The 26093-nt window shown below is 39.6% G+C and carries 23 protein-coding genes; 2 read left to right on the top strand and 21 right to left on the bottom strand.

Annotated features, from left to right (window positions below; translation table 11 throughout):
- The 3 genes from QZ413_RS00045 to QZ413_RS00055 form a co-directional block, all read right to left on the bottom strand.
- Positions 1 to 328: ABC transporter substrate binding protein (locus tag QZ413_RS00045; RefSeq protein WP_297074379.1), on the bottom strand; the 328-nt coding region annotated here is incomplete at its 3' end.
- Positions 329 to 1348 carry a tryptophan ABC transporter substrate-binding protein gene (gene trpX, locus QZ413_RS00050; RefSeq protein WP_297074381.1) on the bottom strand — a complete coding sequence of 340 codons (1020 nt, stop codon included), beginning with the start codon at positions 1346 to 1348 and terminating at the stop codon, positions 329 to 331.
- A gap of 287 nt (positions 1349 to 1635) precedes the next feature.
- Positions 1636 to 2199, bottom strand: coding sequence for a transposase (locus QZ413_RS00055; RefSeq protein WP_297074383.1), 564 nt, complete (start codon positions 2197 to 2199; stop codon positions 1636 to 1638).
- A 168-nt stretch (positions 2200 to 2367) separates the two neighbouring features.
- On the opposite strand from QZ413_RS00055, the gene efbA reads away from it, so the two are divergent.
- Entirely contained in the window at positions 2368 to 4083 is a 1716-nt protein-coding gene (efbA, locus tag QZ413_RS00060; protein WP_297074386.1) for a fibronectin-binding protein EfbA, read from the top strand.
- A 28-nt stretch (positions 4084 to 4111) separates the two neighbouring features.
- Here efbA and QZ413_RS00065 read toward each other — a convergent pair whose 3' ends face one another.
- The 16 genes from QZ413_RS00065 to QZ413_RS00140 form a co-directional block, all read right to left on the bottom strand.
- The gene (locus QZ413_RS00065; protein WP_297074388.1) at positions 4112 to 4777 is read right to left on the bottom strand and encodes a carbonic anhydrase family protein; all 666 of its coding nucleotides are present in this window, start codon (positions 4775 to 4777) and stop codon (positions 4112 to 4114) included.
- 133 nt (positions 4778 to 4910) lie between these two features.
- A complete protein-coding gene (gene pyrE, locus QZ413_RS00070; protein WP_297074389.1) occupies positions 4911 to 5555 on the bottom strand; it encodes an orotate phosphoribosyltransferase in 645 nt (214 codons plus the stop codon).
- On the bottom strand, positions 5552 to 6274 hold the full coding sequence (pyrF, locus tag QZ413_RS00075; protein WP_297074390.1) for an orotidine-5'-phosphate decarboxylase: 723 nt from the start codon (positions 6272 to 6274) through the stop codon (positions 5552 to 5554). Before pyrF ends, pyrE begins: the two co-directional genes overlap by 4 nt.
- Complete coding sequence (locus QZ413_RS00080; RefSeq protein ID WP_297074391.1) at positions 6274 to 7200, bottom strand: dihydroorotate dehydrogenase; 927 nt, start codon at positions 7198 to 7200, stop codon at positions 6274 to 6276. The genes pyrF and QZ413_RS00080 overlap by 1 nt, the downstream gene beginning before the upstream one ends.
- Positions 7197 to 7964: a dihydroorotate dehydrogenase electron transfer subunit gene (locus QZ413_RS00085; protein WP_297074393.1), complete on the bottom strand. Its 768-nt coding sequence runs from the start codon at positions 7962 to 7964 to the stop codon at positions 7197 to 7199. Before QZ413_RS00085 ends, QZ413_RS00080 begins: the two co-directional genes overlap by 4 nt.
- A gap of 15 nt (positions 7965 to 7979) precedes the next feature.
- Positions 7980 to 11159: a carbamoyl-phosphate synthase large subunit gene (gene carB / locus QZ413_RS00090; RefSeq protein WP_297074395.1), complete on the bottom strand. Its 3180-nt coding sequence runs from the start codon at positions 11157 to 11159 to the stop codon at positions 7980 to 7982.
- Positions 11159 to 12238: a carbamoyl phosphate synthase small subunit gene (locus QZ413_RS00095; RefSeq protein ID WP_297074397.1), complete on the bottom strand. Its 1080-nt coding sequence runs from the start codon at positions 12236 to 12238 to the stop codon at positions 11159 to 11161. The genes carB and QZ413_RS00095 overlap by 1 nt, the downstream gene beginning before the upstream one ends.
- Positions 12235 to 13521 (bottom strand): dihydroorotase, encoded by a 1287-nt coding sequence (locus tag QZ413_RS00100; RefSeq protein WP_297074399.1) that lies wholly within the window; start codon positions 13519 to 13521, stop codon positions 12235 to 12237. The genes QZ413_RS00095 and QZ413_RS00100 overlap by 4 nt, the downstream gene beginning before the upstream one ends.
- Positions 13522 to 14451, bottom strand: a complete 930-nt coding sequence (locus QZ413_RS00105; protein WP_297074401.1) for an aspartate carbamoyltransferase catalytic subunit — start codon at positions 14449 to 14451, stop codon at positions 13522 to 13524.
- A gap of 12 nt (positions 14452 to 14463) precedes the next feature.
- Complete coding sequence (locus tag QZ413_RS00110; protein ID WP_297074403.1) at positions 14464 to 15753, bottom strand: solute carrier family 23 protein; 1290 nt, start codon at positions 15751 to 15753, stop codon at positions 14464 to 14466.
- Between the two features lie 5 nt (positions 15754 to 15758).
- Complete coding sequence (gene pyrR / locus QZ413_RS00115) at positions 15759 to 16289, bottom strand: bifunctional pyr operon transcriptional regulator/uracil phosphoribosyltransferase PyrR (protein WP_297074404.1); 531 nt, start codon at positions 16287 to 16289, stop codon at positions 15759 to 15761.
- A 231-nt stretch (positions 16290 to 16520) separates the two neighbouring features.
- Complete coding sequence (locus QZ413_RS00120) at positions 16521 to 17429, bottom strand: RluA family pseudouridine synthase (protein ID WP_297074405.1); 909 nt, start codon at positions 17427 to 17429, stop codon at positions 16521 to 16523.
- Positions 17419 to 17886, bottom strand: coding sequence for a signal peptidase II (gene lspA / locus QZ413_RS00125; RefSeq protein ID WP_297074407.1), 468 nt, complete (start codon positions 17884 to 17886; stop codon positions 17419 to 17421). Before lspA ends, QZ413_RS00120 begins: the two co-directional genes overlap by 11 nt.
- A gap of 18 nt (positions 17887 to 17904) precedes the next feature.
- Entirely contained in the window at positions 17905 to 18594 is a 690-nt protein-coding gene (locus QZ413_RS00130; protein WP_297074408.1) for a CBS domain-containing protein, read from the bottom strand.
- 163 nt (positions 18595 to 18757) lie between these two features.
- On the bottom strand, positions 18758 to 20425 hold the full coding sequence (locus tag QZ413_RS00135) for a formate--tetrahydrofolate ligase (RefSeq protein WP_297074410.1): 1668 nt from the start codon (positions 20423 to 20425) through the stop codon (positions 18758 to 18760).
- 115 nt (positions 20426 to 20540) lie between these two features.
- The gene (locus QZ413_RS00140) at positions 20541 to 20921 is read right to left on the bottom strand and encodes an EbsA family protein (protein ID WP_297074411.1); all 381 of its coding nucleotides are present in this window, start codon (positions 20919 to 20921) and stop codon (positions 20541 to 20543) included.
- A gap of 70 nt (positions 20922 to 20991) precedes the next feature.
- Here QZ413_RS00140 and QZ413_RS00145 point away from each other — a divergent pair, with 70 nt between their 5' ends.
- Entirely contained in the window at positions 20992 to 21426 is a 435-nt protein-coding gene (locus QZ413_RS00145) for a ribonuclease HI family protein (RefSeq protein ID WP_297074412.1), read from the top strand.
- A gap of 132 nt (positions 21427 to 21558) precedes the next feature.
- Here the strand turns inward: QZ413_RS00145 and cls are convergent, their stop codons facing one another.
- Positions 21559 to 23025, bottom strand: coding sequence for a cardiolipin synthase (cls, locus tag QZ413_RS00150; protein WP_297074414.1), 1467 nt, complete (start codon positions 23023 to 23025; stop codon positions 21559 to 21561).
- Positions 23026 to 23153: 128 nt separating this feature from the next.
- The gene (gene alaS, locus QZ413_RS00155) at positions 23154 to 25796 is read right to left on the bottom strand and encodes an alanine--tRNA ligase (protein WP_297074415.1); all 2643 of its coding nucleotides are present in this window, start codon (positions 25794 to 25796) and stop codon (positions 23154 to 23156) included.
- Positions 25797 to 26093 lie beyond the last annotated feature (297 nt).

The following is a 26093-nucleotide window of genomic DNA, read 5'->3' on the forward strand; positions in this document are numbered from 1 at the left end:
TAATGACATCGCTGTTTTCATCGACTAGAGTTTGACTCATAGTGGCCAATTTACTTTGATCGCCTTGACCATTTAAAAAGTGGATCGTCGCATTTTTTCCATCGACAAAGCCTTCTTTGGCTAATTCATCAACGATTCCTTCTTTGATTTGATCCAATGAGGGATGACTAATATATTGTAAAATACCGATATCATAATGTTTGTCTTGTGATTTGTCCGCTGTAGTTGACGCAGTCGCTTGTGCTTTTCCGACTAGATAGCCTCCAATGCCGCCTGCTGCGAGTAAAACGACAGCCGCAATCGTTGTGATCATTCGTGTGGTCTTCATCTACTCTCCTCCTACAATCGTTGCTGATTTTTCAATCGCTTCTGGAATGGTAATGCCTAATTTTTTCGCTTGTTCAAGATTTAAAATCGTATCTCCTTTTGTAAAGGTGTACACAGGTGTCGTAGCAGGAGAAGCCCCATTTAAAATATCGGTAACCATTTTCCCTGTTTGTACGCCTAGATCAAATTGATTGATCCCCACTGTGGCAAGACCACCTTGTTCGACCATCGTATCGACAGATGGAATAATCGGTGTATTGGATTGATCGGCTGTGGCCACAACACTTGGCATCGCATTGGCAATCGTATTGTCTAATGGGATATAAATAAAGTCTGTTTCTTGGCTCATGACTTGAACGGTTTGACTGATTTCATTAGTTGATGGAACAGCATACGTTTTTACGGTGAATCCTAATGCTTCTGCAGCCTTTTTCGCTTCGGCTACTTGGTATTTGGAATTGTCTTCTGCTGAAGAATACAAGATCCCCATTGTTTTTGCTTCAGATAATAACGTTTTCGCCAACTCGATTTGGGCTTTGATCGGTGCTTTATCCGATACACCGGTAATATTTCCACCTGGTTTGTCCATATCCTTGACCAAATTTGCACCAACTGGATCCGTAACTGCACCTAACACGATTGGAATATCTTGTGTGGCATTGGCCAATGCTTGTGCTGCTGGTGTTGCAATCCCTACTAAAACATCTGCTTGTTTATTGACCAACTGCTGACTCATCGTGGCTAATTTACTTTGATCTGCTTGGCCATTTTGGAACAATAGTTCTAAGTTTTTTCCTTCTTCATAGCCATTGTCTTTTAATCCTTGAATAACGCCTTTATAAATGCTGTCTAAAGCAGGATGGCTAACATATTGTAAGACCCCGACTTTTTTAACAGTAGTACTGGTTTTGGTACTGGTTTTGGTACTGGTTTGATTGGCTGAGCCTACTCCATACCCAAAAAAGGTGATCAAACACATGCCTAAAATAAAATATGATACCCACAATCCTTTGTTTTTCATTGTATTCCCTCTCCTTTGATCTCATTAGTAATAAAAAAGCAACTGCATCTAATGACGCAGTTGCACAAAAAAACCGCGTAGAGAACGATCTACGCGGAAGATATTTACGATTCCGACATAGATACAGCTTTTAGACTATACTCTAAAAAGTCGTATCTATGGATGAAGTCCATCAATACAACTTATCTACGCCAGTTTTGCCATGTAGGTTGTTGGTTGTATGCGTTCATGGTCTCCACTCCTTCTTGTAATAGTTGTTAAAAATATAGCGCACTTTTTTTGTTTCGTCAATGTTTTTTTTGATCGGTAATGTTCCACATCGGCAAGCGATTGACTTCTGGAATCAATTCGTTTTCTGGATCAGCTAAAGAAGTATACAAGACGCGTTTTTTTTCGACTCCATTTTGAAAGAAGACGAACGTCAATTCTTGGGCAGAAAGTGCATAAGTTTTCGCGATTTGATCTTGATCATATACGATCGGGTACCAGTAGATTTTCCGGTTCATTTCATGTTCTTTTTTTGTTAACAATAAAAAAGCCTCTTGCGTTGTTTTGACTGTAGGTGCACCAAAAAGAATGGAAACAGCCGGTTTATCGTGTATAAATTGAGCTAATGTACCATATGGAATCATCTCCACTTTGGTAGAGGTATTCTCTGGTTCGACTAACGTACGAATTTGTTGATCGCGAATGATCGGTTGACTGATCAACACCGTAAACGTAAGTGCACCTGCACCGATCAAAACAAGTAACGTACAGCCAATGAGTTTCTTTGGTGTAATCTGTTGTATTTCAAGCCATTTTGACCACTGATTTGTCCATTTTTTTTGCCAGACAGGGCCTCTGTCCATCTTTTCACCCACTTTATTGCTCATTTCCTAGTTATAGTAGCAATAACAAAAGGGATTCGTCAAGAACTTGTATCTTATTTAGCGAAAGTGGAGAAAGTAAGAAAATTGGTATTCTTTTTTAAATCCGTTATAATAATACCAGAACAAAAAAGAAATGAGGGATGTAAAATGTCATTTGACGGCATTTTTACTCATTTAATGATCGAGGAACTAAAACCTATTTTATTAAATGGTCGAATCAATAAACTCCACCAACCTTATCCTAATGAGGTGGTCTTGGTTATTCGTTCGCAAGGAAAAAATCATAAGCTCTTGCTTTCTGCTCATCCAAGTTATGCTCGGATCCAATTAACAACGATGACTTATGCCAATCCGGATACACCACCTAACTTTATTATGATGTTACGCAAGTATCTAGAGGGTGCAATTTTAACCGAAATCAGCCAATTAGAAAACGACCGTGTAGTCCATTTTACATTTAGTAAACGCGACGAACTCGGTGATCTTCAATCGATCGTACTCGTTGTTGAACTGATGGGACGTCATTCTACGATTTTATTATTAAATCAAGAAACTGGAAAAATATTAGATGCAATCAAGCACATCGGGAGTTCGCAAAATTCTTATCGCTGGTTGATTCCTGGTGCAGACTATATCGCTCCACCAAAACAAGAAAAAGAAAATCCTTATCAAATCAGTGAACTAGAGGCGTTTCATTTGCTTTCCAAACAACCTGAATTCACTGCTAAATCGATTCAAGCACTTTTTCAAGGGTTTGGACGCGATACCGCTGAGGAGCTTGCCTATCGCTTAAATAAACGCCCTCAAGAACGTTTAGCTGTTTGGCAAGAATTTTACCACGAGATATCGACGTTTCAAACGAGTTATCTAGTTGAACAAAACCAAAAAGAAGCCTTTCATCCATTTCGCTTTATTTCGGTAGAAAATCAAGCGGATGCACTGACAGCTTTTACTTCGCTCAACGAATTACTCGATGCCTTCTATCATGAAAAAGCCGAAAAAGATCGGGTAAAACAACAAGGTAGTGAGCTAGTTAAAAAAATCGAAAACGAATTAAAACGCAATCAGTTGAAACTGAAAAAACGAGAAGAGACACTAGCCGCTTCTGCTTCATCTGAAGAGCTACGCCAAAAAGGGGAATTGTTGACGACTTTTCAACATAACGTTACACGCGGAGTCGATACGATCGACTTGCCAAATTATTATATTGAAGATCAACCAACGACGATTGCTTTGGACCCTTCTTTGACTCCGATTCAAAATGCGCAAAAATATTTTCAAAAGTATCAAAAATTGCGTAATGCCGTTAAATTGATCGATGCTCAAATCGCTGAGACCAAACAAGAGATTGCTTACTTGGAGTCAGTGTTGTCACAATTAGAGTTAGCACAACCATTTGAACTGCCATTGATCAAAGAAGAATTGATTGCTGAAGGCTATATCAAACGTCCAACAAAACAAGTCAAACGACAAGAGAAAAAATCACAACCTAGTCGTTATTATGCTAGTGACGGTACAGAATTATTAGTGGGAAAAAATAATTTACAAAATGACCAACTCACTTTACGTACAGCCAAAAAAACCGATTATTGGCTACATGCAAAAAATATTCCTGGATCACACGTCATCATTCGCTCAGATGATCCAAGTGAAGAAACGATTTTAGAAGCTGCTGAACTTGCAGGTTATTTCTCAAAATATCGTCATTCTGCACAAGTTCCGATCGATTGTGTTCAAGTAAAGCATATCAAAAAAACAAATGGTGCCAAACCTGGGTTTGTGATTTACGAAAATCAAACGACATATTTTGTTACTCCAGAAGAAGCCGTTGTAGCAAAACTAGCTCAAAAACCGATATCTTAAAAAAAGACGCCTTCAAAGGCGTCTTTTTTTAATCAAAGTAATAGATCTCACGACCATTGATCGCCTGTGTAGGACGATTGTTAATTGTAAAATGATGTTCGGGTAAAGTTTTTAAAAAGTCTTCTGATAATGTTTGCACAGTATCAAACACAAACCATTGAATAGGTCCCTTAGTCGGGGGTGTTGTTAATGAACCTTCAAAATGGAATTTAGAAGTCTTTTTCGGTAAAAACACTTTCGGATCAAAAACCAATGTCTCTTCATTTGGAATAAAGACAACATTTGGATCTTTAGTGAAATCACACAATACACCGACAACTAGATTCTCGTTTTTGGCATTTGTGTGTACAAAATGAAATTCAATCGCTTCTTGTTTGCCATTAATTGTATGCTCACTTGGACGATGAAAGTGAATATCTGTTAAGGTGTATCGCGTATTATGAAACTCGACATAGTTCACGTCAGTATTTGGAACATAATGGATTGTATGATTGATCTCTTCTTTGTGGAATGTAGCGTTTTGATAGTGGAATTCAATATTTTCTGCCTGATGATTTTTAGTCATGTCATACGCATGTGATAACGCGATTGGTGATTGGTAAGAAAATGCTGCTGCTTGCGTAAATTCATCACACAATGTGGCCCACGTGTCGGGTCCTTTGATTTCGTAATCCCAAGTTGTTACATTTGTCATAATTTTTTCACTCTCTTTCAACCTAAACATCTATAAGAGTCTCTACACTCTTACTATTAGTTTACAATAACTATTGTCATAATTTTAATTTCATGCTTGTTAATCAATGAACAAAAAAACAAGAAAACGCGGTTTAGACGTTTTCTTGTTGCCAGTTTTTCGGATTTTGTTTAAAAAATTCAAGTAATTCGTAATCAGACTGTGTGATTTGTCCTTGTTCTTTTGCAACGTTAATCAAAGTAGAATAATCGGTCAGTGTAAGCAAGGGACAATTTTCTGCTGCGAATTTTTCTTTTGCTAGTTCTAGTTCATACGTAAAAATAGCAGCGATTCCTAATACATCTGCACCTTCACGTGTGGCAGCTGCTCTGGCTTCTAGAACACTACCACCAGTTGAGATCAAATCTTCGATGATGACCATTTTTGTTCCCGGTTCCAACTTTCCTTCGACTTGTTTTGTTTTCCCATGGTCTTTAGGCTTACTACGAATATAGCTCATCGGTAAATTCAATTCTTGTGCGATAAAAGCTGCATGAGGGATTCCAGCAGTTGCCGTACCGGCAATCATTTCAACATCTGGAAATTGCGTTTTGATTTTTTTTGCCAGTCCTTTTGCGATGGTCGTACGCAATTCAGGGTAACTCATCGTCAAGCGATTGTCACAATAAATCGGGCTTTTAATACCACTTGCCCAAGTAAACGGCTCATTTGGACTTAACGAAACGGCTTGAATAGCTAATAAACCAGTTGCAACTTCTTGTTCGATTGTTTGTTTCATACGATTGCTCCATTCCATTGTTTTTTAATCAGTTGATAAGCAAGATAAGGATCGTTTTTTTGCGTGATCGGACGTCCTACTACAATGCAATTTGCACCATGCTCGTAAGCTGAAAATGGGGTCATCACACGTGTTTGGTCGCCTACAGCATCTTCTGGTAACCGGATACCTGGAGTGACGCATTGAAAATCTGGTCCAGTCAAGCGATGGATCTCTTTGGCTTCTTGTGCCGAACAGACGACACCGTCTAATCCAGCAAGTTGCGTCATCTTTGCTAAATGATATGCGCTCTCATGTACTGAGTTTGCAATTTGTTGTTCATAACTGACCATCGCTTGAGAAGTTGATGTTAGTTGCGTTACAGCAATTAATTGTGGACGTGTTTGATTTGCTTGTTCTGCCCCTTCGATCAAGCCTTCTTTAGCCGCTCGCATCATCTCAACACCACCTAGTGCATGGACGTTTGTCATCTGTACACCCAGCGCTCCTAAACGCTTCATAGCATGATATGCTGTATTTGGAATATCGTGGACTTTGACATCTAAAAAGAGCGTATACCCTTGTTCACGTAAGTAGTGAATAATCTGTGGTCCTTCTGCATAAAATAATTCCATCCCTACTTTTAAAAATAAAGATTCTTCTTTAGGAAAATGAGCTAAAAATGCTTGAACTTCTTGCTTGTTTGCAAAATCTAAGGCAATAATGGGTCGTTTTTCCATCAATGTGTTCCTCTCACTTCTAAGATTAGTTCGTTTAACGAAGAGATATTGAGTTCATCCATTCGTTTAGGCAATTCTGCGATCAACTTAGGGCAGATATACGGATCAGTAAAATTTGCAGTGCCGACTGCTACTGCACTAGCTCCGGCCATAAACATTTCTAAAACATCGTCTACAGTGTATACGCCACCCATCCCAATGATGGGTAATGTCGTCGCTTTTGCTACTTGATGAATCAGTCGAATTGCAACAGGTTTGATTGCTGGACCAGATAATCCTCCAGTTTGATTTGCTAAGATCGGGCGTCTGGTTTTCAAATCGATCCGCATTCCTAACAACGTATTGATCATTGTAAATCCATCTGCACCCGCAGCTTCAATGGCTTTAGCGATTGGCACGATGTCTGTCACGTTTGGCGATAATTTGGCATACACTGGAACCTTAGAGACTTTTTTTACTGCTTCGATCAATTGAGCAGCTACTGTAGCATCTGTTCCAAAGGCGATCCCTCCATGTTTGACATTTGGACACGAGATGTTTAGTTCAATAGCTTTTACATTACGTACTTGTGAAATGTTTTCGCAGACCGTCACGTATTCTTCCTGACTAGATCCAGCGACATTGGCGATGATTGGCAATGTCGGATGAAGTGTTTCTAAATCGGGCAAAATTTCTTTTGTGACGACTTGCAAGCCTGGGTTTTGCAGTCCAATTGCATTTAACATCCCACTTGGAGTTTCTGCCACACGCGGCGTTTGATTGCCGTAACGGGCTTCTTGTGTCGTTGCTTTCACCATTACGGCTCCAAGTTGGCTGATATCATAATAGTTATTGTATTCTTTTCCAAATCCAAAACAACCACTTGCTGGCATGATCGGATTTTTCAATGCTAATCCTGGTAATGAAACCGCTAAACGTTCGCTCATAATTGTACCACCCCAGCTTTAAATATCGGTCCTTCATCGCATACCTTGACACTTTTTTGTGGATTGTCTTGCTTTGGACAAATACATGCGTAACACGCGCCCACACCACACGCCATACGTGCTTCTAGTGACAATTGAACATCGGTAAGTGTACCGTATTGTTGTTCGACAGCTTTTAACAAACCATTATTACCACAACTAAACACTGCATCCGGGCATGTAGGAAGTGAATCGAATAAAACAGAAATCAATCCTGCCTCTCCTAAAGAGCCATCATCTGTAGCCACGCGCGTTTTTCCTAATTGCGCAAACTTATCGAGATGGTAAGAAACAGTTTTTGAGGCAAAACCAAATAGATGGTAGACAGTGATGCCTTTTTTTACTAGTTGTTTGCTTAACTCATAAAGGGGTGGAATCCCAATTCCTCCACCAATAATATAGGCAGTCTGACCAGCGTTTAAGTCATCGATCGAAAATCCATTTCCTAAAGGACCTAATACATCTAATGTACCCGTGGTCAATTTAGCTAATTGAGCCGTTCCTTGCCCTTCCACGCGATAAATCATTTTACACGTTTTCGTTGTTTGATCGATTTCATGGATACTGATTGGTCGGCGCATTAAAAGATCCGCACTAGGAATGCGGATATGTAAGAACTGTCCAGGAACACTCATTTGATTCACGAGTGCTCCTTTCAAGGTCATTTCATAAATATCTGGGGCTAATTGGATTTGATCCACAATCGTCATCATTTCTTGCTTCATCAAACAATCTCCTTTTTAAATAGCATTTGTGGCAAACGCACGTGCTTCCATGACTTTTAAGATCGCATCTGCTGTATCTAATGAAGTCAGTAATGGCACACCATGTTCGACAGCTTCACGACGAATTCTAAAGGTATCTTGCGTTTGTTGGTTACGATTTTTATCCATCGTATTGATGGCGATTTGGATCGTTCCATTTTGCAAACGTTCGATAATATTATTTTCTTCCTCATCTAACTTCGCAACAGATTCAACTAAAAGGCCATTTTCTTTAAAATAAGCAGCTGTTCCTTTTGTAGCTGTTAAACTAAACCCAACTTCAGTGAATCGTTTGGCTAAGGTTAGGGCTTCTTCTTTGGTTTCATCCGCTATGGTAAAGAAGGCTGTTCCGTATTCTGGGATACGGAGTCCAGAAGCTTCAAAAGCTTTATATAAAGCTTTTGCTAGTGTTTGGTCTGATCCCATGACTTCACCAGTAGATTTCATTTCAGGCCCTAAGTACGTATCGACTTTATTCAGTTTTGTAAAAGAGAATACCGGTGCTTTGACATGGACCAATGAAGATTCGCGATACAACCCATCTTGATAGCCTAAATCTTTTAGACTTTGTCCCAAAATTGCTTTCGTTGCAATCTGCGCCATTGGAATCCCTGTAACTTTACTTAAGAACGGAGCAGTTCGACTGGCTCTTGGATTTACTTCGATCACGTAGACTTCATCTTCAAAGAGAACAAATTGGACGTTCATCATTCCCACACAGTTTAATCCTAAAGCCAAGCGTTTTGTGTAATCCACGATCGTGTCGATCGTCTTTTGGCTTAAGTTTTGTGGAGGATAAACTGCCATTGAGTCTCCAGAATGGACTCCAGCACGTTCGATATGTTCCATAATCCCAGGAATCAACACATCTTTTCCGTCACAAATCGCATCGACTTCACATTCTTTTCCAAGCAAGTAGCGATCGATCAATACCGGATGCTCTGGTGAAGCTTTGACTGCGTGCGTCATATAACTTAATAGATCCTCTTCATTATCCACAATTTCCATTGCGCGACCACCAAGGACATAACTTGGACGAACAAGCACTGGAAATCCAATATGTTTGGCAATCTCTAGAGCTTCATGCGTATTTGTCGCTGTGTCTCCTAAAGGTTGCGGAATTTTCAATTCTTTTAAGGCTTGTTCAAAAAGATCACGGTTTTCTGCACGATCTAAGTCTTCGATCGTTGTCCCTAGAATTTTCACACCAGCTTGATGTAGTGGCTCAGCTAGGTTGATTGCCGTTTGACCACCGAATTGAACAATCACACCGATTGGCTGTTCTAAATCGATCACATTTTGCACATCCTCGATCGTTAAGGGTTCAAAGTATAATTTATCTGAGATCGAAAAGTCCGTTGAGACCGTTTCTGGATTGCTATTCATAATGATGGCTTCATAACCTGCTGCTTGGATCGCTTTTACAGAATGCACCGTCGCGTAATCAAATTCGACCCCTTGCCCGATTCTGATTGGACCAGAACCTAATACTAAAATTGAAGGCTTGTCTGAGCGGATGCTCTCATTTTCAAATTCATAGGAACTATAAAAATAAGGAGTTTGTGAAGCAAACTCACCAGCACAAGTATCGACCATCTTGTAGACGGGTATAATGTTTTTGCTTATTCGAAATTCGCGGACTTTTTGAGGAGTCGTTTCCCATAATTCAGCGATTTTAATATCAGTGATCCCGTACGTTTTTGCTGTTTTTAGTGCAGTTTGGTCAAATGGTTGACTCGCTAATGCATGCTCTAATTCAATGATATGACGAAGTTTATCTAAGAAGAATAAATTGATTTTTGTCATCTCAGCAATCTCTTCGATCGTATAGCCTCGGCGAATTGCTTCTGCTAGATAGAACAAACGATCATCTTGGGCTTTGATCATTTTTTCAGTCAAGTCTTCATCGCTCACTTCACTCAACTCTTTAATTTCCATATGCGGTATTCCGATTTCTAAAGAACGCACCCCTTTTAGTAATGCTTCTTCAATGTTACGGCCGATTGCCATCACTTCTCCGGTCGCTTTCATCTGTGTTCCTAAAATACGATCCCCTGTTTCAAACTTATCAAACGGCCAACGTGGAATTTTCGCTACAACGTAGTCTAAAGCAGGTTCAAATTCAGCGTAGGTCGTTTCAGTAACCGGGTTTTTCATTTCATCTAACGTTAAGCCAACAGCGATTTTAGCAGCTAATTTCGCAATCGGGTATCCTGTTGCTTTACTCGCTAAAGCTGATGAACGTGATACGCGTGGGTTTACTTCGATGATATAGTATTGGAAGCTATCTGGATCGATGGCCAATTGCACGTTACAGCCACCTTCGATTTTCAAAGCGCGAATGATGGTAAGGGATGCATCACGTAATAATTGGTATTCATAGTCTGAAAGGGTTTGGCTTGGTGCAAAAACAATCGAATCTCCAGTGTGAATCCCAACTGGATCAAAGTTTTCCATATTACAGACCACAATCGCGTTATCCGCTGAATCTCGCATCACTTCATATTCGATTTCTTTAAAGCCTGCGATGCTACGTTCGATCAAACATTGCGTTACTGGCGAAAGTTTTAAACCATTTTCTGCGATATGACGTAGTTCTTCTTCATTTTGACACATTCCACCGCCAGTTCCACCTAGCGTAAATGCTGGTCGCACGATAACTGGATAGCCAATCGTTTTTGCAAAATCGATTCCTTCTTGAACCGTTGTGATAATAGCAGACTCAGGAATTGGTTGGTCAAGTTCTTGCATCAGTTGTTTAAATAGATCACGATCTTCTGCTTGATCGATGGCTGAAAGTTTTGTCCCAAGTAATTCGATATCTAACTCAGCTAATAATCCTGATTTGGATAACTCCATCGCCATATTTAATCCAGTCTGACCACCTAAAGTAGGTAAGATCGCATCTGGTCGCTCTTTACGTAAAATACGTGAAACGAATTCAAAGGTAATCGGCTCGATATACACGCGATCGGCAATTTCACGATCCGTCATGATCGTAGCTGGATTTGAGTTAACTAAAATGACTTCATATCCTTCTTCTTTTAATGCAAGACACGCTTGTGTTCCTGCGTAATCGAATTCGGCTGCTTGACCGATGATGATTGGACCTGATCCAATCACTAAAATCTTTTGAATATCTGTTCTTTTTGGCATTAGTTTTGCTCCTTCCAAGCATCCATCATTTCAATAAATTCGTCGAATAAATGTACGGCATCGTGTGGTCCAGGTGCTGCATCTGGATGAAATTGCACACTGAAAGCTGGATAATCGCGATGGCGTACCCCTTCGATCGTTCCATCGTTGACTTCGATATGCGTGATCAGTAATTTTTCTGGGTCGATTGATTCAGCCGAAACTGCAAATCCGTGGTTTTGAGAAGTAAAATCGATGCGTCCTGTCGCAATTTCACGAACAGGATGATTTAATCCACGATGACCAAATTTCATTTTATACGTATCTGCTCCATTAGCTAAGGCAAATAATTGATGACCTAAACAAATTCCGAAAATAGGAACTTTCCCTTGAATGTTTTGAATCATCTTCACAACTTCTGGTAAGCTTTTTGGATCTCCAGGTCCATTGGTTAACATCACGCCATCTGGTGCTAGCGAGAGAATCTCTTCAGCTGTCGAATTATAAGGTAAAACCGAAACATTGCACGAGCGCTTTGAAAATTCACGCATAATACTATGTTTTAATCCAAAGTCGATCATCACGACGTTATGCCCTGTTCCAGGACTTGGATAGGCTTTAGCTGTTGAGACTTGTTGTACTTGATTTGTTGGTAAAACGGCTGCTTTTAATTGATCGTAGGCATGTGAAAATTCATCTCCTACATCGACGATACTCGCTTTCATGGTTCCGACTTCACGGATTTTTTTCGTCAAGGCACGTGTATCGATTCCTGAAATCCCGGGGATATTTTTTTGTTTTAAAAATTCATCTAAAGTCATTTGACTACGCCAGTTACTCGGAACGCGCGCATGTTCTTTCACTACGACACCTTTACACGTTGGAATAATGGATTCATAATCATCACGATTGACCCCGTAGTTTCCTACAGTAGGATAAGTAAATGTAATGATCTGACCGTTGAAACTTTGATCTGTGATTGTCTCTTGATACCCTGTCATACTTGTTGTAAAGACGATCTCGCCGACAACATTGATCGGTGCACCAAAACCTTCTCCTTCAAAATGTGTTCCATCTTCTAAAATTAACCAACGTTTCATTTGTCTCCACCTCTTTGATAAACTACCGTGCCGTCAACGAATGTGTATAAGGTTTCACCAAATACCATCCATTGATCAAACGGTGTATTTGTTGCTTGTGATAAAAAGTTTGTTGTATCGATTTTACTTTCAGTTTCTAAGTCTAAAATGACTAAATCTGCTTTTGTTCCGATATCTAATGTTCCACCTGCAATATCAAACAACTCGGCTGGTTTTCGACTCATCCAATTTAAAACTTGTTCTAATGTGAAGATTCCTTTCTTGACAAAGTACGTATACATCAAGCTAAACGCATATTCTGATCCAACGATTCCAAATGGTGCTTTTAAAAAACTTTGACATTTTTCATTGTGACCATGAGGAGCATGATCCGTTGCGATACAATCGATCGTCCCGTCCAATAAGCCGTCGATCAACGCTTGTTGGTCTTCGCTAGCACGCAGTGGCGGGTTCATTTTGTAGTATCCATGATCAGCAAGAATGTCTTCATCGATTAGCAATAAATGATGTGGACAAACTTCACACGATACATTGATTCCGGCTTGCTTGGCTTCACGAATCACCCGAACGCTCTCTTTTGTAGAGACATGGCAAACATGGTAATGAACACCCGTTGCTTCTGCAAGTAGCAAATCACGTGCGATTTGTGACGATTCTGTCACACTCAAGATTCCAGGGAGTCCTAGTTCGACAGCGCGTTTGCCTGCATGCATCACACCGCCAAATAATAACGATTCATCTTCTGTATGTGCGACGATCGCTTTATTAGCCTGTTTGGCTTCTTTCATCGCTTGATACATCGTACCAGCAGTCTGGACACCCACACCGTCATTGGTGAAGGCAAATGCGCCTTCTTGTGCTAAAGTCTTCATGTCGACCAATTCTTCTGAGCGTAAAGCCTTTGTAATGGAGGCATAGGGTAAGACTTTAACGCAAGCATCTTTCGCGATTATTTTTTGAATATTCCGAAAATTATCTTTACTATCGGGGACAGGATCGACATTGGGCATGGCACAAATCGTCGTAAAGCCTCCTCTAGCTGCAGCTTTTGTTCCGGTTTTAATGGTTTCTTTATAGGTGTATCCAGGCTCTCTTAAATGGACATGGACATCGATAAATCCTGGAGCGATCAGGCCTTGTTTGGCATCGATCACTTGATCGAATTGTGCACGGTCAAATTGTGATCCAATAGCGTGGATCTGTTGATCTTTGATCCAAATTTCTACCGCATTTTTTGTCCCTCTTTGTCCAATCATAAATCCATTAATAATCAGTTGATCCATCTATACTTCCTCCTTATACTGCATAACTGTATCTAAAATCGCCATTCTAGCAAATACACCGTTGCTCATTTGGGTCACGATTCTTGAACGTTTGGCTTCGACTAATTCACTTGCCAATTCAACGTCACGATTGACCGGAGCGGGATGTAAAATAATTGCTTGCTCTTTCATTTGTTGTTCTCGTGCTAAGGTTAAGCCATATTGCTGATGATAATGTTCTTTTGAAAATTGTTCCTGTTGTTCATGACGCTCATGTTGCACTCGAAGCATCATCATGACATCAACAAATGTAACGAGTTCGTCCATTTGCACGTATTGTCCATAAGCACTAAAGTCTTCATCAAACCATTCTCTAGGTCCAGAAAAATACAAGGTCGCACCCAGTCGATGTAAGATCTTCATGTTGGATTTAGCCACTCGAGAATGTCTCAAATCGCCTACGATCGCGATATTTAAGCATTCAAAGTATCCGAATTCTTCATAGATCGTCATTAAATCTAGTAATGATTGACTGGGATGTTCCCCTGATCCATCTCCAGCGTTGATGATGTGCGCGTGGATTGATGGGCTGTTGAGGATTGGTGTATAGAACGCTTCTTCATAATGGCGAATGACACAGATATCTGCCCCAATAGCAGAGAGTGTTAATACAGTATCGTATAGAGTTTCTCCTTTTTGAACAGAGCTCGTTGCTGCTTCAAAAGGAATCACATTCATTCCCATTTTACGTTCAGCAATTTCAAAACTTTTATGTGTTCGTGTACTATTTTCAAAAAAGAGATTGGCAACGAAGGCTTGCTGATAAGCTTGAGGCCATTCTTTAGCTTCTTTGAAGGCCAATCCTGTTTGAATCAAATACAGCAGTTCCTCTTTTGAAAATGGATCTAATGAAATAAAATGTTTTGTATTGGGTACAGATAATGTATTCACCGTGTCTTCCTCCTAAACTTCGCTTTTTGCTTGATCAGGTAAAATCAAGTTTAAAAGAATTCCTAAAACAGTAGCTAAGGCCATTGACGATAATGTAAAGGTGCCAACTTCAAAAACCAATCCACCGATACCTACGACTAAAATGACAGAAGCAATCAATAAATTTTTCTTTTTGTCGAAATCGACTTTGTTCTCAATTAAGATTTTTAATCCGCTGGCTGCGATGACTCCGAATAAGACGAAGCTAATACCAGAAATAACAGGATTTGGGATACTTAAGATCAATGCAGTTAGTTTTCCAACAAATCCGAGCAATACAGCAAAGACAGCTGCACCACCGATAACAAACACACTGTGTACACGTGTAATGGCCAAGACACCGATATTTTCTCCATAACTGGTTACAGGAGGTCCTCCTACAAATCCAGCTACGATTTGAGCAAATCCATCTCCCATTAGGGTCTTATGTAACCCTGGTTCTTCAAAAAAGTTGCGCTTTGTCAGTTTATTTAAAACCATCAAATGTCCGATATGCTCAGTCATCGTCACAAAAGCGATGGGCGCCATGGTCGTAATCGCACCTAGATATAATTTTGGTTCATATTGGATAAAGGGCGCTTGAAAATCAGGTAAGGCAAACCATGCGGCTTGTTTGATGGGCTCTACATCTACGATTCCCACTGCTAATGCTAATAAGTAACCACAGACGATTCCAAGCAAGATCGGAATCAAACCGATAAAGCCTTTTAGATACATGTTAAAGAAAATCGTAATTGCCAATGTCGCAAGTGCTACAAAAACATATTTAAAATCGTAGACTTGAGTAGCATCGACTGTTTTATACATCGCATTATTCGCCGCATTTGCAGCTAGGCCTAAGCCGATTACCATGATGACCGGTCCTACGACAATGGCTGGCAAAATCTTATCCAACCAACCTGCCCCGATTTTTTTAATGATAAATGATACGATGAGATATACCGCTCCTGTTGTCATTGCCCCTTGTGCAATGGCCGGATATCCATCTGTCTTCATCAAAAGTTGCATGGCAGCGATAAAGGCGAAGCTACTTCCTAGATAAGCGGGAATTTTACCTTTTGTCACACACAAGTAAACGATCGTCCCTAGTCCGGAACTAACGAGCGCGATACTGGGATTGATTCCGACTAAGATTGGAACTAAGACGGTAGCACCGAACATGGTGAATAAATGTTGTAGACTCAACCCGATCCAGTGAGCTGGTTTTGGTCGATCGTGGATGTCTAATACGGCATCGTGATTACGAAACTTCTCTTGGTTCATTTTGCTTATTCCTCCGTTTGATCAATCAAGATACGATCGTATCCATCAATTTCTTCCATTTCAACAATAATTTCTTCTGTTTTCGAAGTTGGAATATTTTTTCCAACAAAGTCTGCGCGAATCGGTAACTCGCGATGGCCACGATCGACTAACACCGCTAGCGAGATTCGTCGGGGTCTGCCGTAATCCATTACCGCGTCTAATGCTGCACGAATGGTCCGTCCTGTATATAAAACGTCATCTAGTAAAATTACTTCTTTACCTTCTAATGACAAAGGAATAGCAGATGTAGACTCGATTGTTGCATCGATTTTTTTGTCGTCTCGATAACCGGTAATATCTAGTTCTCCGACTGGGACTTCAACATCTTCTAATTGTTTTAAGCGTTCAGCAATCCGTTGGGCGATGTAGATCCCTCTTGTTTTGATTCCAACTAATACAAGATCTTCGATTCCTTTGTTACGTTCAATAATCTCATAAGTGATTCGTGTTAGTGCTCGTTTCATAGTAACTGCATCGATGACTTCTTTTTTCATATCCGTTCCTCCTCATTTTTGGTCATAAAAAAACTCCTACCTCGTGAAGGCAGGAGTGAATGTCAGTATGTAGACAGAAGATTGATGTATCGCAATACACCGAAATAATTAGATCAGTTCATACACGCATGTACAACTTCACTAACTCACACCTTTATAGCCTCACGGGACTATCTTTAAAGGAATTTCTTATTTGATTTGTACTTACTATACCCTTAGTGAAATAAAAAATCAACTGTTTTTTCTAAGTTTTTCTAAAACTTCTTCAAATGCTTCCGGTAAAGGTGCCTCAAAAATCATGGATTCTTCTGTGCTAGGATGTTTGAACCCTAATAATTTAGCATGTAATAGTTGGCCATTGGTTTTTAATGTTTTCTTTGGTCCGTAGACAGGATCGCCTGCCAATGGATAGCCAATATACTGCATATGAACACGAATCTGATGCGTGCGTCCTGTTTCAAGCTGTAATTCGACTAAAGTGAAATCTTTAAACCGTTCCAAGACTTGAAAATGCGTGACGGCAGACTTTCCATCTTCACGCACAGCTTGCATTTTACGATCGACTTTCGAGCGACCGATCGGCGCATCGATTCGTCCTTTATCATGACTGATCGAGCCGTGAACCAATGCGATGTATTTACGTAAAGAAGTTTTATCTTTTAATTGTTTGGCTAAAGATACATGCGCGTCATCGTTTTTTGCGACCATCAGTAAACCTGAAGTATCTTTGTCGATGCGGTGGACGATTCCAGGACGGATGACATCATTAATCGTCGAAAGTGATGTTAAATGATAAAGTAACGCATTGACTAGTGTTTGGTCAGGGTGTCCTGCAGAAGGATGGACGACCATTCCTTGTACTTTATTAATCACAGCCACATCTTCATCTTCATAGATGATCTCAAGTGGAATATCTTGTGCTACAAGTTCTAATTCTTTAGGTTCAGGGATCGTTATCAAAATGCGATCACCTGACTTTACTTTATAGTTGGCGCGTGTGGTGTCGTTGTTGACTTTTACATATCCATCTTTTAACCACTGTGTGATTTGTGAACGACTATGGTTGTGCAATGTTGCAGCTAATACTTTATCGATTCGACCAGATTGGTCCGTAACGATTACTTCAATTTCATTTTGCATATTGTGTTCCTTTCAATCGATCTTCAAAGATCGTGTATATAAAAATCAATAGTACGCCAATAGATAAAGACATATCGGCAACGTTAAAAATTGGAAAATGAATAAAATCCAACTGAAACATATCTACTACAAAACCGAGGCGAATCCGGTCGATAAAATTACCGATTGCTCCAGCTAAGATCATCGCTAGTCCTAATAAAAATAACCAATGACCGTGGCGATTACGGTACAATAAATAACTGACAATAACGACTGCAGCGATGGTAATTATCGTGAAAAAAGTTTGTTGTCCTTCAAATAAGCTCCAAGCAGCACCCGTATTGCGTAAATAAGTAAAAGATAATACATGAGGAATCGCTGTAACGGATTCACCTAGTGCTAAATGTGCTACGGTTTGGTACTTTACAAGTTGATCAATGCCAATAATCACAATGGCTAAAACAAGATATATTATCATCTAGTATCCTCTTTCTAATTAGATATCAACTACATCACGCGGCTTAATGATTCCCTCTAAATTACCGTCAGGTTCGCCGTGATTTGTAATTAAAATCGCTTCTAATGTTCGCTTTTCTTTAAATAATTGTTGGACAAAATCAATACTTGTATCTCCGGATACAAATTGATAGTTACTTTTCTTTTCCTCGACTTCGACTAAGTCTTCTACACTAATCCCTTCAAGATCTGGTGTCACATCTTCAAAATGTGTAGCAAACCAATACCCAAGCACACGTAATGTCACTAAACCTTTAAATTTGCCTTTGTCATATAGCGGAAATTGCGAGTAACGTTTTTCGGCAACGATTTTTAAGAACTCTTTCATCGAAAGATCAATCTCAAAACCTGTGACGTTCTTTTTAAAACGTGGCAATACAGTTTCTGGCTCTGCTAGCTCTTTTTCAATAAATAAGATTCGCTTGACGACCCATTCATTCGGTTCAGCAATAATAAAATTGTCACCGATTTGATCATGAACGATCGCATTACGCAACTGAGAAATCTGCAAAAGATCTGCCTCATATGGTTTGACCGGCAATTTAGGATTATCTGCTAATACACGCACTAATTGACTGAATCCTAGATTTTGATCAGTCGGATTTTTTTGTTGAAGCCATTTTTCGATTCGATTAAAGCTGCTTAAAAATATTTGTGCGGCTTCGGCCATAGAGAACCGCCTCCTTTTTGGTTATCTGCTCAATAAGTATAGCTTAGTTTATGTAGAATGAAAACCACAAACCACCATTCAAATAACATTCTCATATCTAGTTTACCATAATTTTATTTTGTAACTAAAAAAACCACTTCGGTTACTGAAGTGGTTATACGACTTAAAATAGGCCTAGCGCTTGTCCATCTGAAGTCACATCCATGTTTAATGCAGCAGGTTTTTTCGGTAATCCTGGCATCGTCATCACATCACCGGTCAATGCCACGATAAATCCGGCACCTAATTTTGGAATAAATTCGCGAATGGTTACGGTAAAATCTGTTGGTGCACCCAGTTTCGTTGGATCATCTGAAAATGAATATTGCGTTTTTGCCATACATACAGGCAAATGATCCCAGCCAAATAGCGTAAAATCTTGTAATTGTTTTTGGGCTTTGGCACTAAATTGTACAGTTTGTGCTCCGTAAATTTTCTGAACGATCGTTTGTGCTTTTTGCTCAAGTGAATCACTAGACTGATAAAGCGGTGTAAAAGTATGTTGCTCATTTGTTAAGCGTACAACAGTTTGTGCTAAAGCCTCGCCACCGGCTCCACCTTTTTCCCATACTGCACATTGCGTTACAGGGACTTGTTCTTTTTCACATAGATCAGTTAAACAATCAAATTCTGCCGTGGTATCCAAACTAAATTCGTTAATAGCAACGACCACTGGCACATTATAACGTTTCATATTGTGAATATGGCGTTTTAGATTGGCAAATCCTTGTTTTAAAGCAGGAATATTTTCAGTAGTGAGTGCGCCTTTTTCTACACCGCCATGCATTTTTAAAGCGCGAATCGTTGCAACGATCACGATTGTATCTGGGGCTTTTGCTAAATTTGGTACCTTGATATCTAAAAATTTTTCAGCACCCAAATCAGCACCGAATCCAGCTTCAGTCACCGTGTAGTCGCTACTGGTCAACGCGAGCTTTGTTGCCATGATGCTATTACAGCCATGTGCGATATTGGCAAAAGGGCCGCCATGAACAAAGGCGGGTGTTCCTTCAATCGTTTGAACCAAATTCGGTTTTAAGGCATCTTTTAACAATAAAGCTAAAGCTCCTTGAACTTGCAATTGCCTTACGGTAACGGGTTCTTTATCATGTGTATATCCGATCACGATATTTGCTAAACGTTTTTTTAAGTTTGGCAATGAGTCTGCCAGACATAAAATTGCCATGATCTCACTAGCAACTGTAATATCGAAACCATCTTCTCTAGGAACACCTTGCATTGGACCTCCCAGACCAACTACTACATGACGTAACGCACGATCATTTAAATCGACAACACGTTTCCATGTAATCCGACGAGTATCGATGTTTAATGCATTGCCTTGTTGGATATGGTTGTCTAATAAAGCAGATAAAGCATTATTTGCTGTCGTGATCGCATGCATATCACCTGTGAAATGTAAATTGATATCTTCCATCGGTACGACTTGAGCACGTCCGCCACCTGTCGCCCCACCTTTAACGCCCATTACAGGACCTAAAGAAGGTTCACGTAATGCAAGTGCTGTTTGGTAACCAATCCGGTTCATTGCATCTGCAAGGCCAATGCTGACCGTAGACTTTCCTTCTCCAGCTGGCGTAGGATTAATTGAAGTGACTAAGATAAGTTTTCCTGTTTGTTTGTGTTCTCTTTTTTTGATTGCTTCATAGGAGATCTTGGCTTTATATTTTCCATACAATTCTAACTCATCATCGGTAAAACCAACTTTTTGCGCAATGTCTAAAATCGGCATTAGCGTAGCTTCTTGTGCAATTTCAATATCTGATTTCATCTAAATCCCCCTAAATTACGAACATTATATCTCGTTTTTGTACTTTCATTAGTAGATTATCGTAATTTTATTGAAAAAGAAAGCAGATTTTAACGAAAACAAAAAAAAGAGTGTCTCAACACTCTTTTTTTGCCAATAATTCTAATAGTTGAAGACGCGCTTTTTTGCACAAAGTCCCTTCCCAAGTAGCAGTTGTTGTCTGAATGATGACATGACTGCCATTCGTTTGGATCGACTCGATATCTCCTAACATAAAAGTAGTCTGTTTCCAAAAGCGTGCATAACAAATCGTAATTTTGTTATTTGTAATCGTCAACGTGCGACGATATCCTAAATAAAAAAAGAAGATGGACACCATTGTTACGGCGATACTCGTAGGATATGGTCGAGTATTTTCTAATGCCATAATCCAACTTGCAAAAAAAACAAAGGCTGTCATTGACCAGTAGATCAATGAAAAAGAAATTTCAGGTTGCCAACGAAATTTGGTTTTCATGGATACATTCCTTTCACTCTTTCACTTTTTTTAGCTATAATCATTGTAAGAAACGACGAGGAGGAACACAATGATTACGATTCATGTTGATGCTTCAACCAAAGGCAATCCTGGCCCAAGCGGAGGTGGGTTCGTTTTGTCAGGCGATGGAGTCCATATTCAACAAGCGTTTGCCTTAACCGGTGAATTGACCAACCATGAAGCAGAATTTGCGGCTTTGCTAAGTACATTAGAGTATGTAATCGATCATGAACTTCATTCACGCACAGTGATGATCTATACCGATAGTAAGATTTTAGCGCAAACAGTGACAAAAAACTACGCTCGCCATCCAGAATATCAAAAATATCTCCAAGAAATTAACGAAAAATTACAAATGTTTTCCTTGATTTTTATTGAATGGATCCCTGAGGCTAAAAATAAGGGTGCAGATCATATGGCTCGCCAAGGATTACAGAAGGTTCTAAAACAGCATAAAAAAAGGGGCTGTGACAAAAGTAGATAACTACAAGAAATAAACCGAATCATTCCAATAATAGGTTTACCTATTTCAGTAATGATTCGGTTTATTTTTCAAAAGAATTGCATTTAGAACACCGTTTATTCATCGTTTAGAATGCCTGACAAATTAACTGTTTTATAGAATCGGAGAAAGGAGACGTGAAAAGTTTTGCTTGAAACGTAACCAACGTGACTGTTTTTTGATCATGTCTGTTGTCAGTAACGTAGATTGTTTCATATCCTCTTCAAAAATACGTGCCAATTCAGCATTAACTTTACGGTTATACGCAAATGCACTTACCTCAAAATTTAATTCATAGCTACGAATATCTTGATTGGTTGTTCCAAAACTAGAAATCGTATCATCCATGATCATTGTTTTAGCATGAATAAATCCATTATTGTAAATATAGATTTTAACTCCACGTTTTTGCAAATAATTTGCATAGTACTGTGTCGCACGATAGATAAATGGATGATCAGGCATACAAGGAATCATTACGCGAACATCGATTCCTGATTTCACAGCTAAAACTAATGCCGTGATCATAGGGTCATCTGGTATCAAATAAGGAGATTGGATCCATACCCGTTTCTCAGCACCGAGTAGCATCTTGATGAAGCCCCCTTTTAACACTTGCTCATCGCGATTGGGACCATCACTGACGATTTGTAAAGTGACATCGCCTAGTTCTTTTGGTTTTGGCAATGTAAAATAACGTGCTTCGTATTCCATTTCTTGGGTCTCGTGTTTCACTGAAGCATTCCAATCTTTTAAAAAGACTTCTTGTAAACCAAATGAACCTGTTCCTAGAATACGCGCATGTGTATCCCGCCAATAGCCAAATTTTTTACTTTCGCCTAAATATTGATCACCGACATTAAAACCACCGGTCCAACCGATCTTGCCATCGATGACGACGATTTTGCGATGTAAATGGTAATTTAGTCGCGTTTTGCGAATTAAGTTTCGTGAAGTAATAAACGCCAATACTTCACCGCCAGCTTCGACTAATGGATTGAAAAATTTGATCGAAGTTTTCCCGCCCCATGGGTCAAATATCAAGCGGACTTCCACACCTTCTTTAGCTTTTTCAACGAGAACCTCTAGAAAGCGATTCCCAATTTTGTCATTAAAGAATGCGTAATATTCAACATGAACGGAATCTTTTGCTGCACGTATGTCGGCAAACAAGTGCTCGAACTTTTCTTTCCCGTCTGTAAAAAACGTCACATCATTTCCCATCGATAACGGTGACTCTTCTACGTTATAAAAGTAATTCCGTAATAGACGCGCTTCTGCATCTTTGATTTTGACCGGAAATTGTTGATTATGTGCCGTAATTTCTTCTTCGATCTCATAGATCCGTTTTTTATGTTTGTCTTTCATTAAATAAATGGCTTCACCATCAATACCACGACCGCAAAATGAATACAAAATAAACCCAATCACAGGTAAAAAAACTAAGGCCATCATCCATGCAAACACACTGGCAATCGAACGAGGTCTTCGAAAAACCGTGATAAAGGCCCCGATCGTATTTAAAATAATTAGGGCAATAATTACACTATAGACTAAACTCATATCCATTTTTATACTCATATTTTCCCTCCCAATACCTACAAAATCAACCTATTTTCCCTAACTATGGTTAAAATAGAAGTTGTTCAGATTATAACATAAAAAAGTTCTATATCCTCGTGATAACGAGAGATATAGAACAAAATCCATTAAGCTTGCTCAATAAAGACGATTGCTTGCGCTAGAGCCTCTTTGATTCCGGCAGGGTTTTTCCCACCAGCTTGAGCCATATCTGGACGACCACCACCGCCGCCACCAACTAATGGTGCGATTGCTTTAATTAAATCGCCAGCTTTTAAGCCTTTGTCGTTGGCTGCTTTATTCATAGCAACCAATAAGTTGACCTTACCGTCTGTAGCGTTGGCTAAGACTAAGATATCAGAAGCTGATTTTTGTTTCCATTGATCGGCTAATTGACGTAATTGATTCATATCTTTTACTGAAACTTCTGCTGTGATCACAGATGTACCCTTCACATCTGTAGTTTCATTAAAGATATCGCCAGCTTGTTGACTTGCCAATTTACTTGCTAATTGTTCATTTTCTTTTTGTACTTCGCGTAATTGCGCTTGTAATTGTTCCACTTTGCTTACGACTTCTTTAACCTGTGGCGTTTTCAAACGAGCGGCTACTGCTTTTACTCGTTCTTCTTCTTCACGGAATTGTTCGTAAGCTTCGGTGCTCGTTACGGCTTCGATTCGACGAACGCCAGCACCAATTCCCGATTCAGAAACGATTTTAAATAGTCCAATCGATTCGGTATTCTCAACGTGGTTCCCACCACATAATTCGATCGACCAATCCGCTACGTTAACCACGCGAACATTTTGACCATATTTTTCACCAAACAAGGCCATTGCGCCCATTGATTTAGCCGTTTCGATATCCGTTTCAACTGTTGTAACGGGTAGTGCTTCCCAGATTTTTTCATTGACCATGCGCTCCATTGCGACTAGTTCTTCTGGTGTCACTTGACCAAAGTGTGTGAAGTCAAAACGTAAATGTTCTGGTGTCACTAATGAACCAGCTTGGTTGGCATGTTCCCCTAACGTTTCTTTTAAGGCTTTATGCAATAAATGGGTTGCTGTATGGTTTTTTGTGATCTTACGATGACGTGCATGATCGACTTCTAGCAGGTAACTTTCTTCGATGGCTAAAGGCATTACCACTTCTACCTTGTGTAAGAATTGGCCGTTTGGAGCTTTTTTCACATCCAACACATAAGCGACAATATCACCTTGTTCATTGTAGATGGTTCCTTTGTCGGCAATTTGACCACCCATTTCAGCATAAAATGGTGTCGTATCGAAAATCAATTGTGCTGTACCTTCGTTTACTGTATCCACTAGTGCTTCTTCTTGAATCAGTGCCACTAATTTTCCTTTGGCTTCTAATACATCGTACCCAACATACGTACTCTCAACTTTTAAGTCCGTCAATAAGTTTGATTGAACACCCATTGAGGTTTCTTTACTACGACCAGCACGGGCACGATCGCGTTGTGCTTGCATTTCAACTTCAAAACCAGCGTGATCCACTTCAAGACCAGCTTCTTGTGCTACTTCTTCTGTTAATTCAACTGGGAAACCGTATGTGTCGTATAATTTAAAGATATCTTTTCCATCAAGTGTTGTGCCATTTTGTGCTTTTACTTGGTCGATTACTTGATTTAGAATGTCTAAACCTTCATTGATCGTTTCATGGAAGCGTTCTTCTTCATTTTTAACGACTTTTTCAATAAACTCTTTTTGTGCCAATACTTCAGGATAATAACTTTCCATGATTGAACCTACAACTGGTACTAATTTATATAAGAAAGCTTGTTCGATCCCTAATTTTTTCCCATGCATCACCGCACGACGTAACAAGCGGCGCAATACATAACCGCGTCCTTCATTTGAAGGTAACGCACCATCTCCGATTGCAAACGATAACGCACGGATATGATCGGCAATGACTTTAAACGACACATTCGTTACAGGGCTATCGCCATATTTTACAGTACTACCTAAGTCTTCTACCGCATGGATGATCGGCATAAATAAATCTGTTTCAAAGTTGGTTGGTGCATCTTGAATGATTGATACAACACGTTCTAGACCCATCCCCGTATCAATGTTTTTATGTGGTAATGGTTCATACGTGTCGTCTGGTTTATGGTTAAATTCTGAGAAGACTAAATTCCAAATTTCTAAATAGCGTTCGTTTTCGCCACCAGGATAGTTTTCAGGATCATCTTCTGCTAAATCGTTATACGCTTCGCCACGATCATAAAAAATTTCGCTATCTGGCCCACTTGGTCCAGCACCGATATCCCAAAAGTTATCTTCAATTTCAATAATATGGGCATCTGTTAAGCCAACCTCTTCAGACCAAATACGTTTTGCTTCAGTGTCTTTTGGATATACGGTAACGTATAATTTTTCTGGATCAAACCCTAACCATTTAGGATCTGTTAGAAATTCCCATGCCCAGTGGATCGCTTCTGTTTTAAAATAATCGCCAATCGAGAAGTTTCCAAGCATTTCAAACATCGTATGGTGACGTGCTGTACGTCCAACATTTTCGATATCATTGGTACGAATTGATTTTTGTGCATTGGTAATACGAGGATTATCTGGTACAACAGAGCCATCAAAATATTTTTTTAACGTGGCTACACCAGAGTTGATCCATAATAAAGTTGGATCGTTTACCGGAACAAGTGAGGCACTTGGTTCCACTGTGTGACCTTTTGATTGGAAGAAGTCTAAAAATAATTGACGAACTTCAGCACTAGAGAGTTGTTTCATCTACAATTCCTACTTTCTTTTTCAAATAAAAAAACACCCTTGCAGACAAGGACGTCTACACGCGGTACCACCTTGTTTGCAATGATGTTGATCATTACCTCTTCGATCTTCTTAACGCGAAGTCACGTCGATTTTTCAACCGATTGTCTAAAGGGAGCCAGTACGAGAATACGAATGTTTTCCTTGCAGCGATGTGAAAACTCTCTGGTAAACGTAAATGCCAAGACTGTTGTCCTTTAGTGTACGTTTGAAGTATAGCGAAGAGGCAAAAAAAAGTCAATTTTTTCTCTATACATT

The organism is uncultured Enterococcus sp., assembly GCF_913775425.1.
Lineage (GTDB): Bacteria > Bacillota > Bacilli > Lactobacillales > Enterococcaceae > Enterococcus_G.

Coding starts and splice junctions, on each gene's coding strand:
- trpX (WP_297074381.1), bottom strand. CDS start 1,348: ATGAAAAACAAAGGATTGTGGGTATCATATTTTATTTTAGGCATGTGT.
- pyrE (WP_297074389.1), bottom strand. CDS start 5,555: ATGAAACAAACAATCGAACAAGAAGTTGCAACTGGTTTATTAGCTATT.
- alaS (WP_297074415.1), bottom strand. CDS start 25,796: ATGAAACAACTCTCTAGTGCTGAAGTTCGTCAATTATTTTTAGACTTC.
- QZ413_RS00100 (WP_297074399.1), bottom strand. CDS start 13,521: ATGGATCAACTGATTATTAATGGATTTATGATTGGACAAAGAGGGACA.
- QZ413_RS00145 (WP_297074412.1), top strand. CDS start 20,992: ATGATTACGATTCATGTTGATGCTTCAACCAAAGGCAATCCTGGCCCA.
- QZ413_RS00130 (WP_297074408.1), bottom strand. CDS start 18,594: ATGGCCGAAGCCGCACAAATATTTTTAAGCAGCTTTAATCGAATCGAA.
- QZ413_RS00095 (WP_297074397.1), bottom strand. CDS start 12,238: ATGAAACGTTGGTTAATTTTAGAAGATGGAACACATTTTGAAGGAGAA.
- QZ413_RS00120 (WP_297074405.1), bottom strand. CDS start 17,429: ATGCAAAATGAAATTGAAGTAATCGTTACGGACCAATCTGGTCGAATC.
- QZ413_RS00135 (WP_297074410.1), bottom strand. CDS start 20,425: ATGAAATCAGATATTGAAATTGCACAAGAAGCTACGCTAATGCCGATT.
- QZ413_RS00110 (WP_297074403.1), bottom strand. CDS start 15,753: ATGAACCAAGAGAAGTTTCGTAATCACGATGCCGTATTAGACATCCAC.
- carB (WP_297074395.1), bottom strand. CDS start 11,159: ATGCCAAAAAGAACAGATATTCAAAAGATTTTAGTGATTGGATCAGGT.
- pyrF (WP_297074390.1), bottom strand. CDS start 6,274: ATGGAAAAACGACCCATTATTGCCTTAGATTTTGCAAACAAGCAAGAA.
- QZ413_RS00085 (WP_297074393.1), bottom strand. CDS start 7,964: ATGAAGCAAGAAATGATGACGATTGTGGATCAAATCCAATTAGCCCCA.
- QZ413_RS00140 (WP_297074411.1), bottom strand. CDS start 20,921: ATGAAAACCAAATTTCGTTGGCAACCTGAAATTTCTTTTTCATTGATC.
- QZ413_RS00080 (WP_297074391.1), bottom strand. CDS start 7,200: ATGAGCGAACGTTTAGCGGTTTCATTACCAGGATTAGCATTGAAAAAT.
- QZ413_RS00065 (WP_297074388.1), bottom strand. CDS start 4,777: ATGACAAATGTAACAACTTGGGATTACGAAATCAAAGGACCCGACACG.
- QZ413_RS00055 (WP_297074383.1), bottom strand. CDS start 2,199: ATGGACAGAGGCCCTGTCTGGCAAAAAAAATGGACAAATCAGTGGTCA.
- cls (WP_297074414.1), bottom strand. CDS start 23,025: ATGAGTATAAAAATGGATATGAGTTTAGTCTATAGTGTAATTATTGCC.
- efbA (WP_297074386.1), top strand. CDS start 2,368: ATGTCATTTGACGGCATTTTTACTCATTTAATGATCGAGGAACTAAAA.
- pyrR (WP_297074404.1), bottom strand. CDS start 16,289: ATGAAAAAAGAAGTCATCGATGCAGTTACTATGAAACGAGCACTAACA.
- lspA (WP_297074407.1), bottom strand. CDS start 17,886: ATGATAATATATCTTGTTTTAGCCATTGTGATTATTGGCATTGATCAA.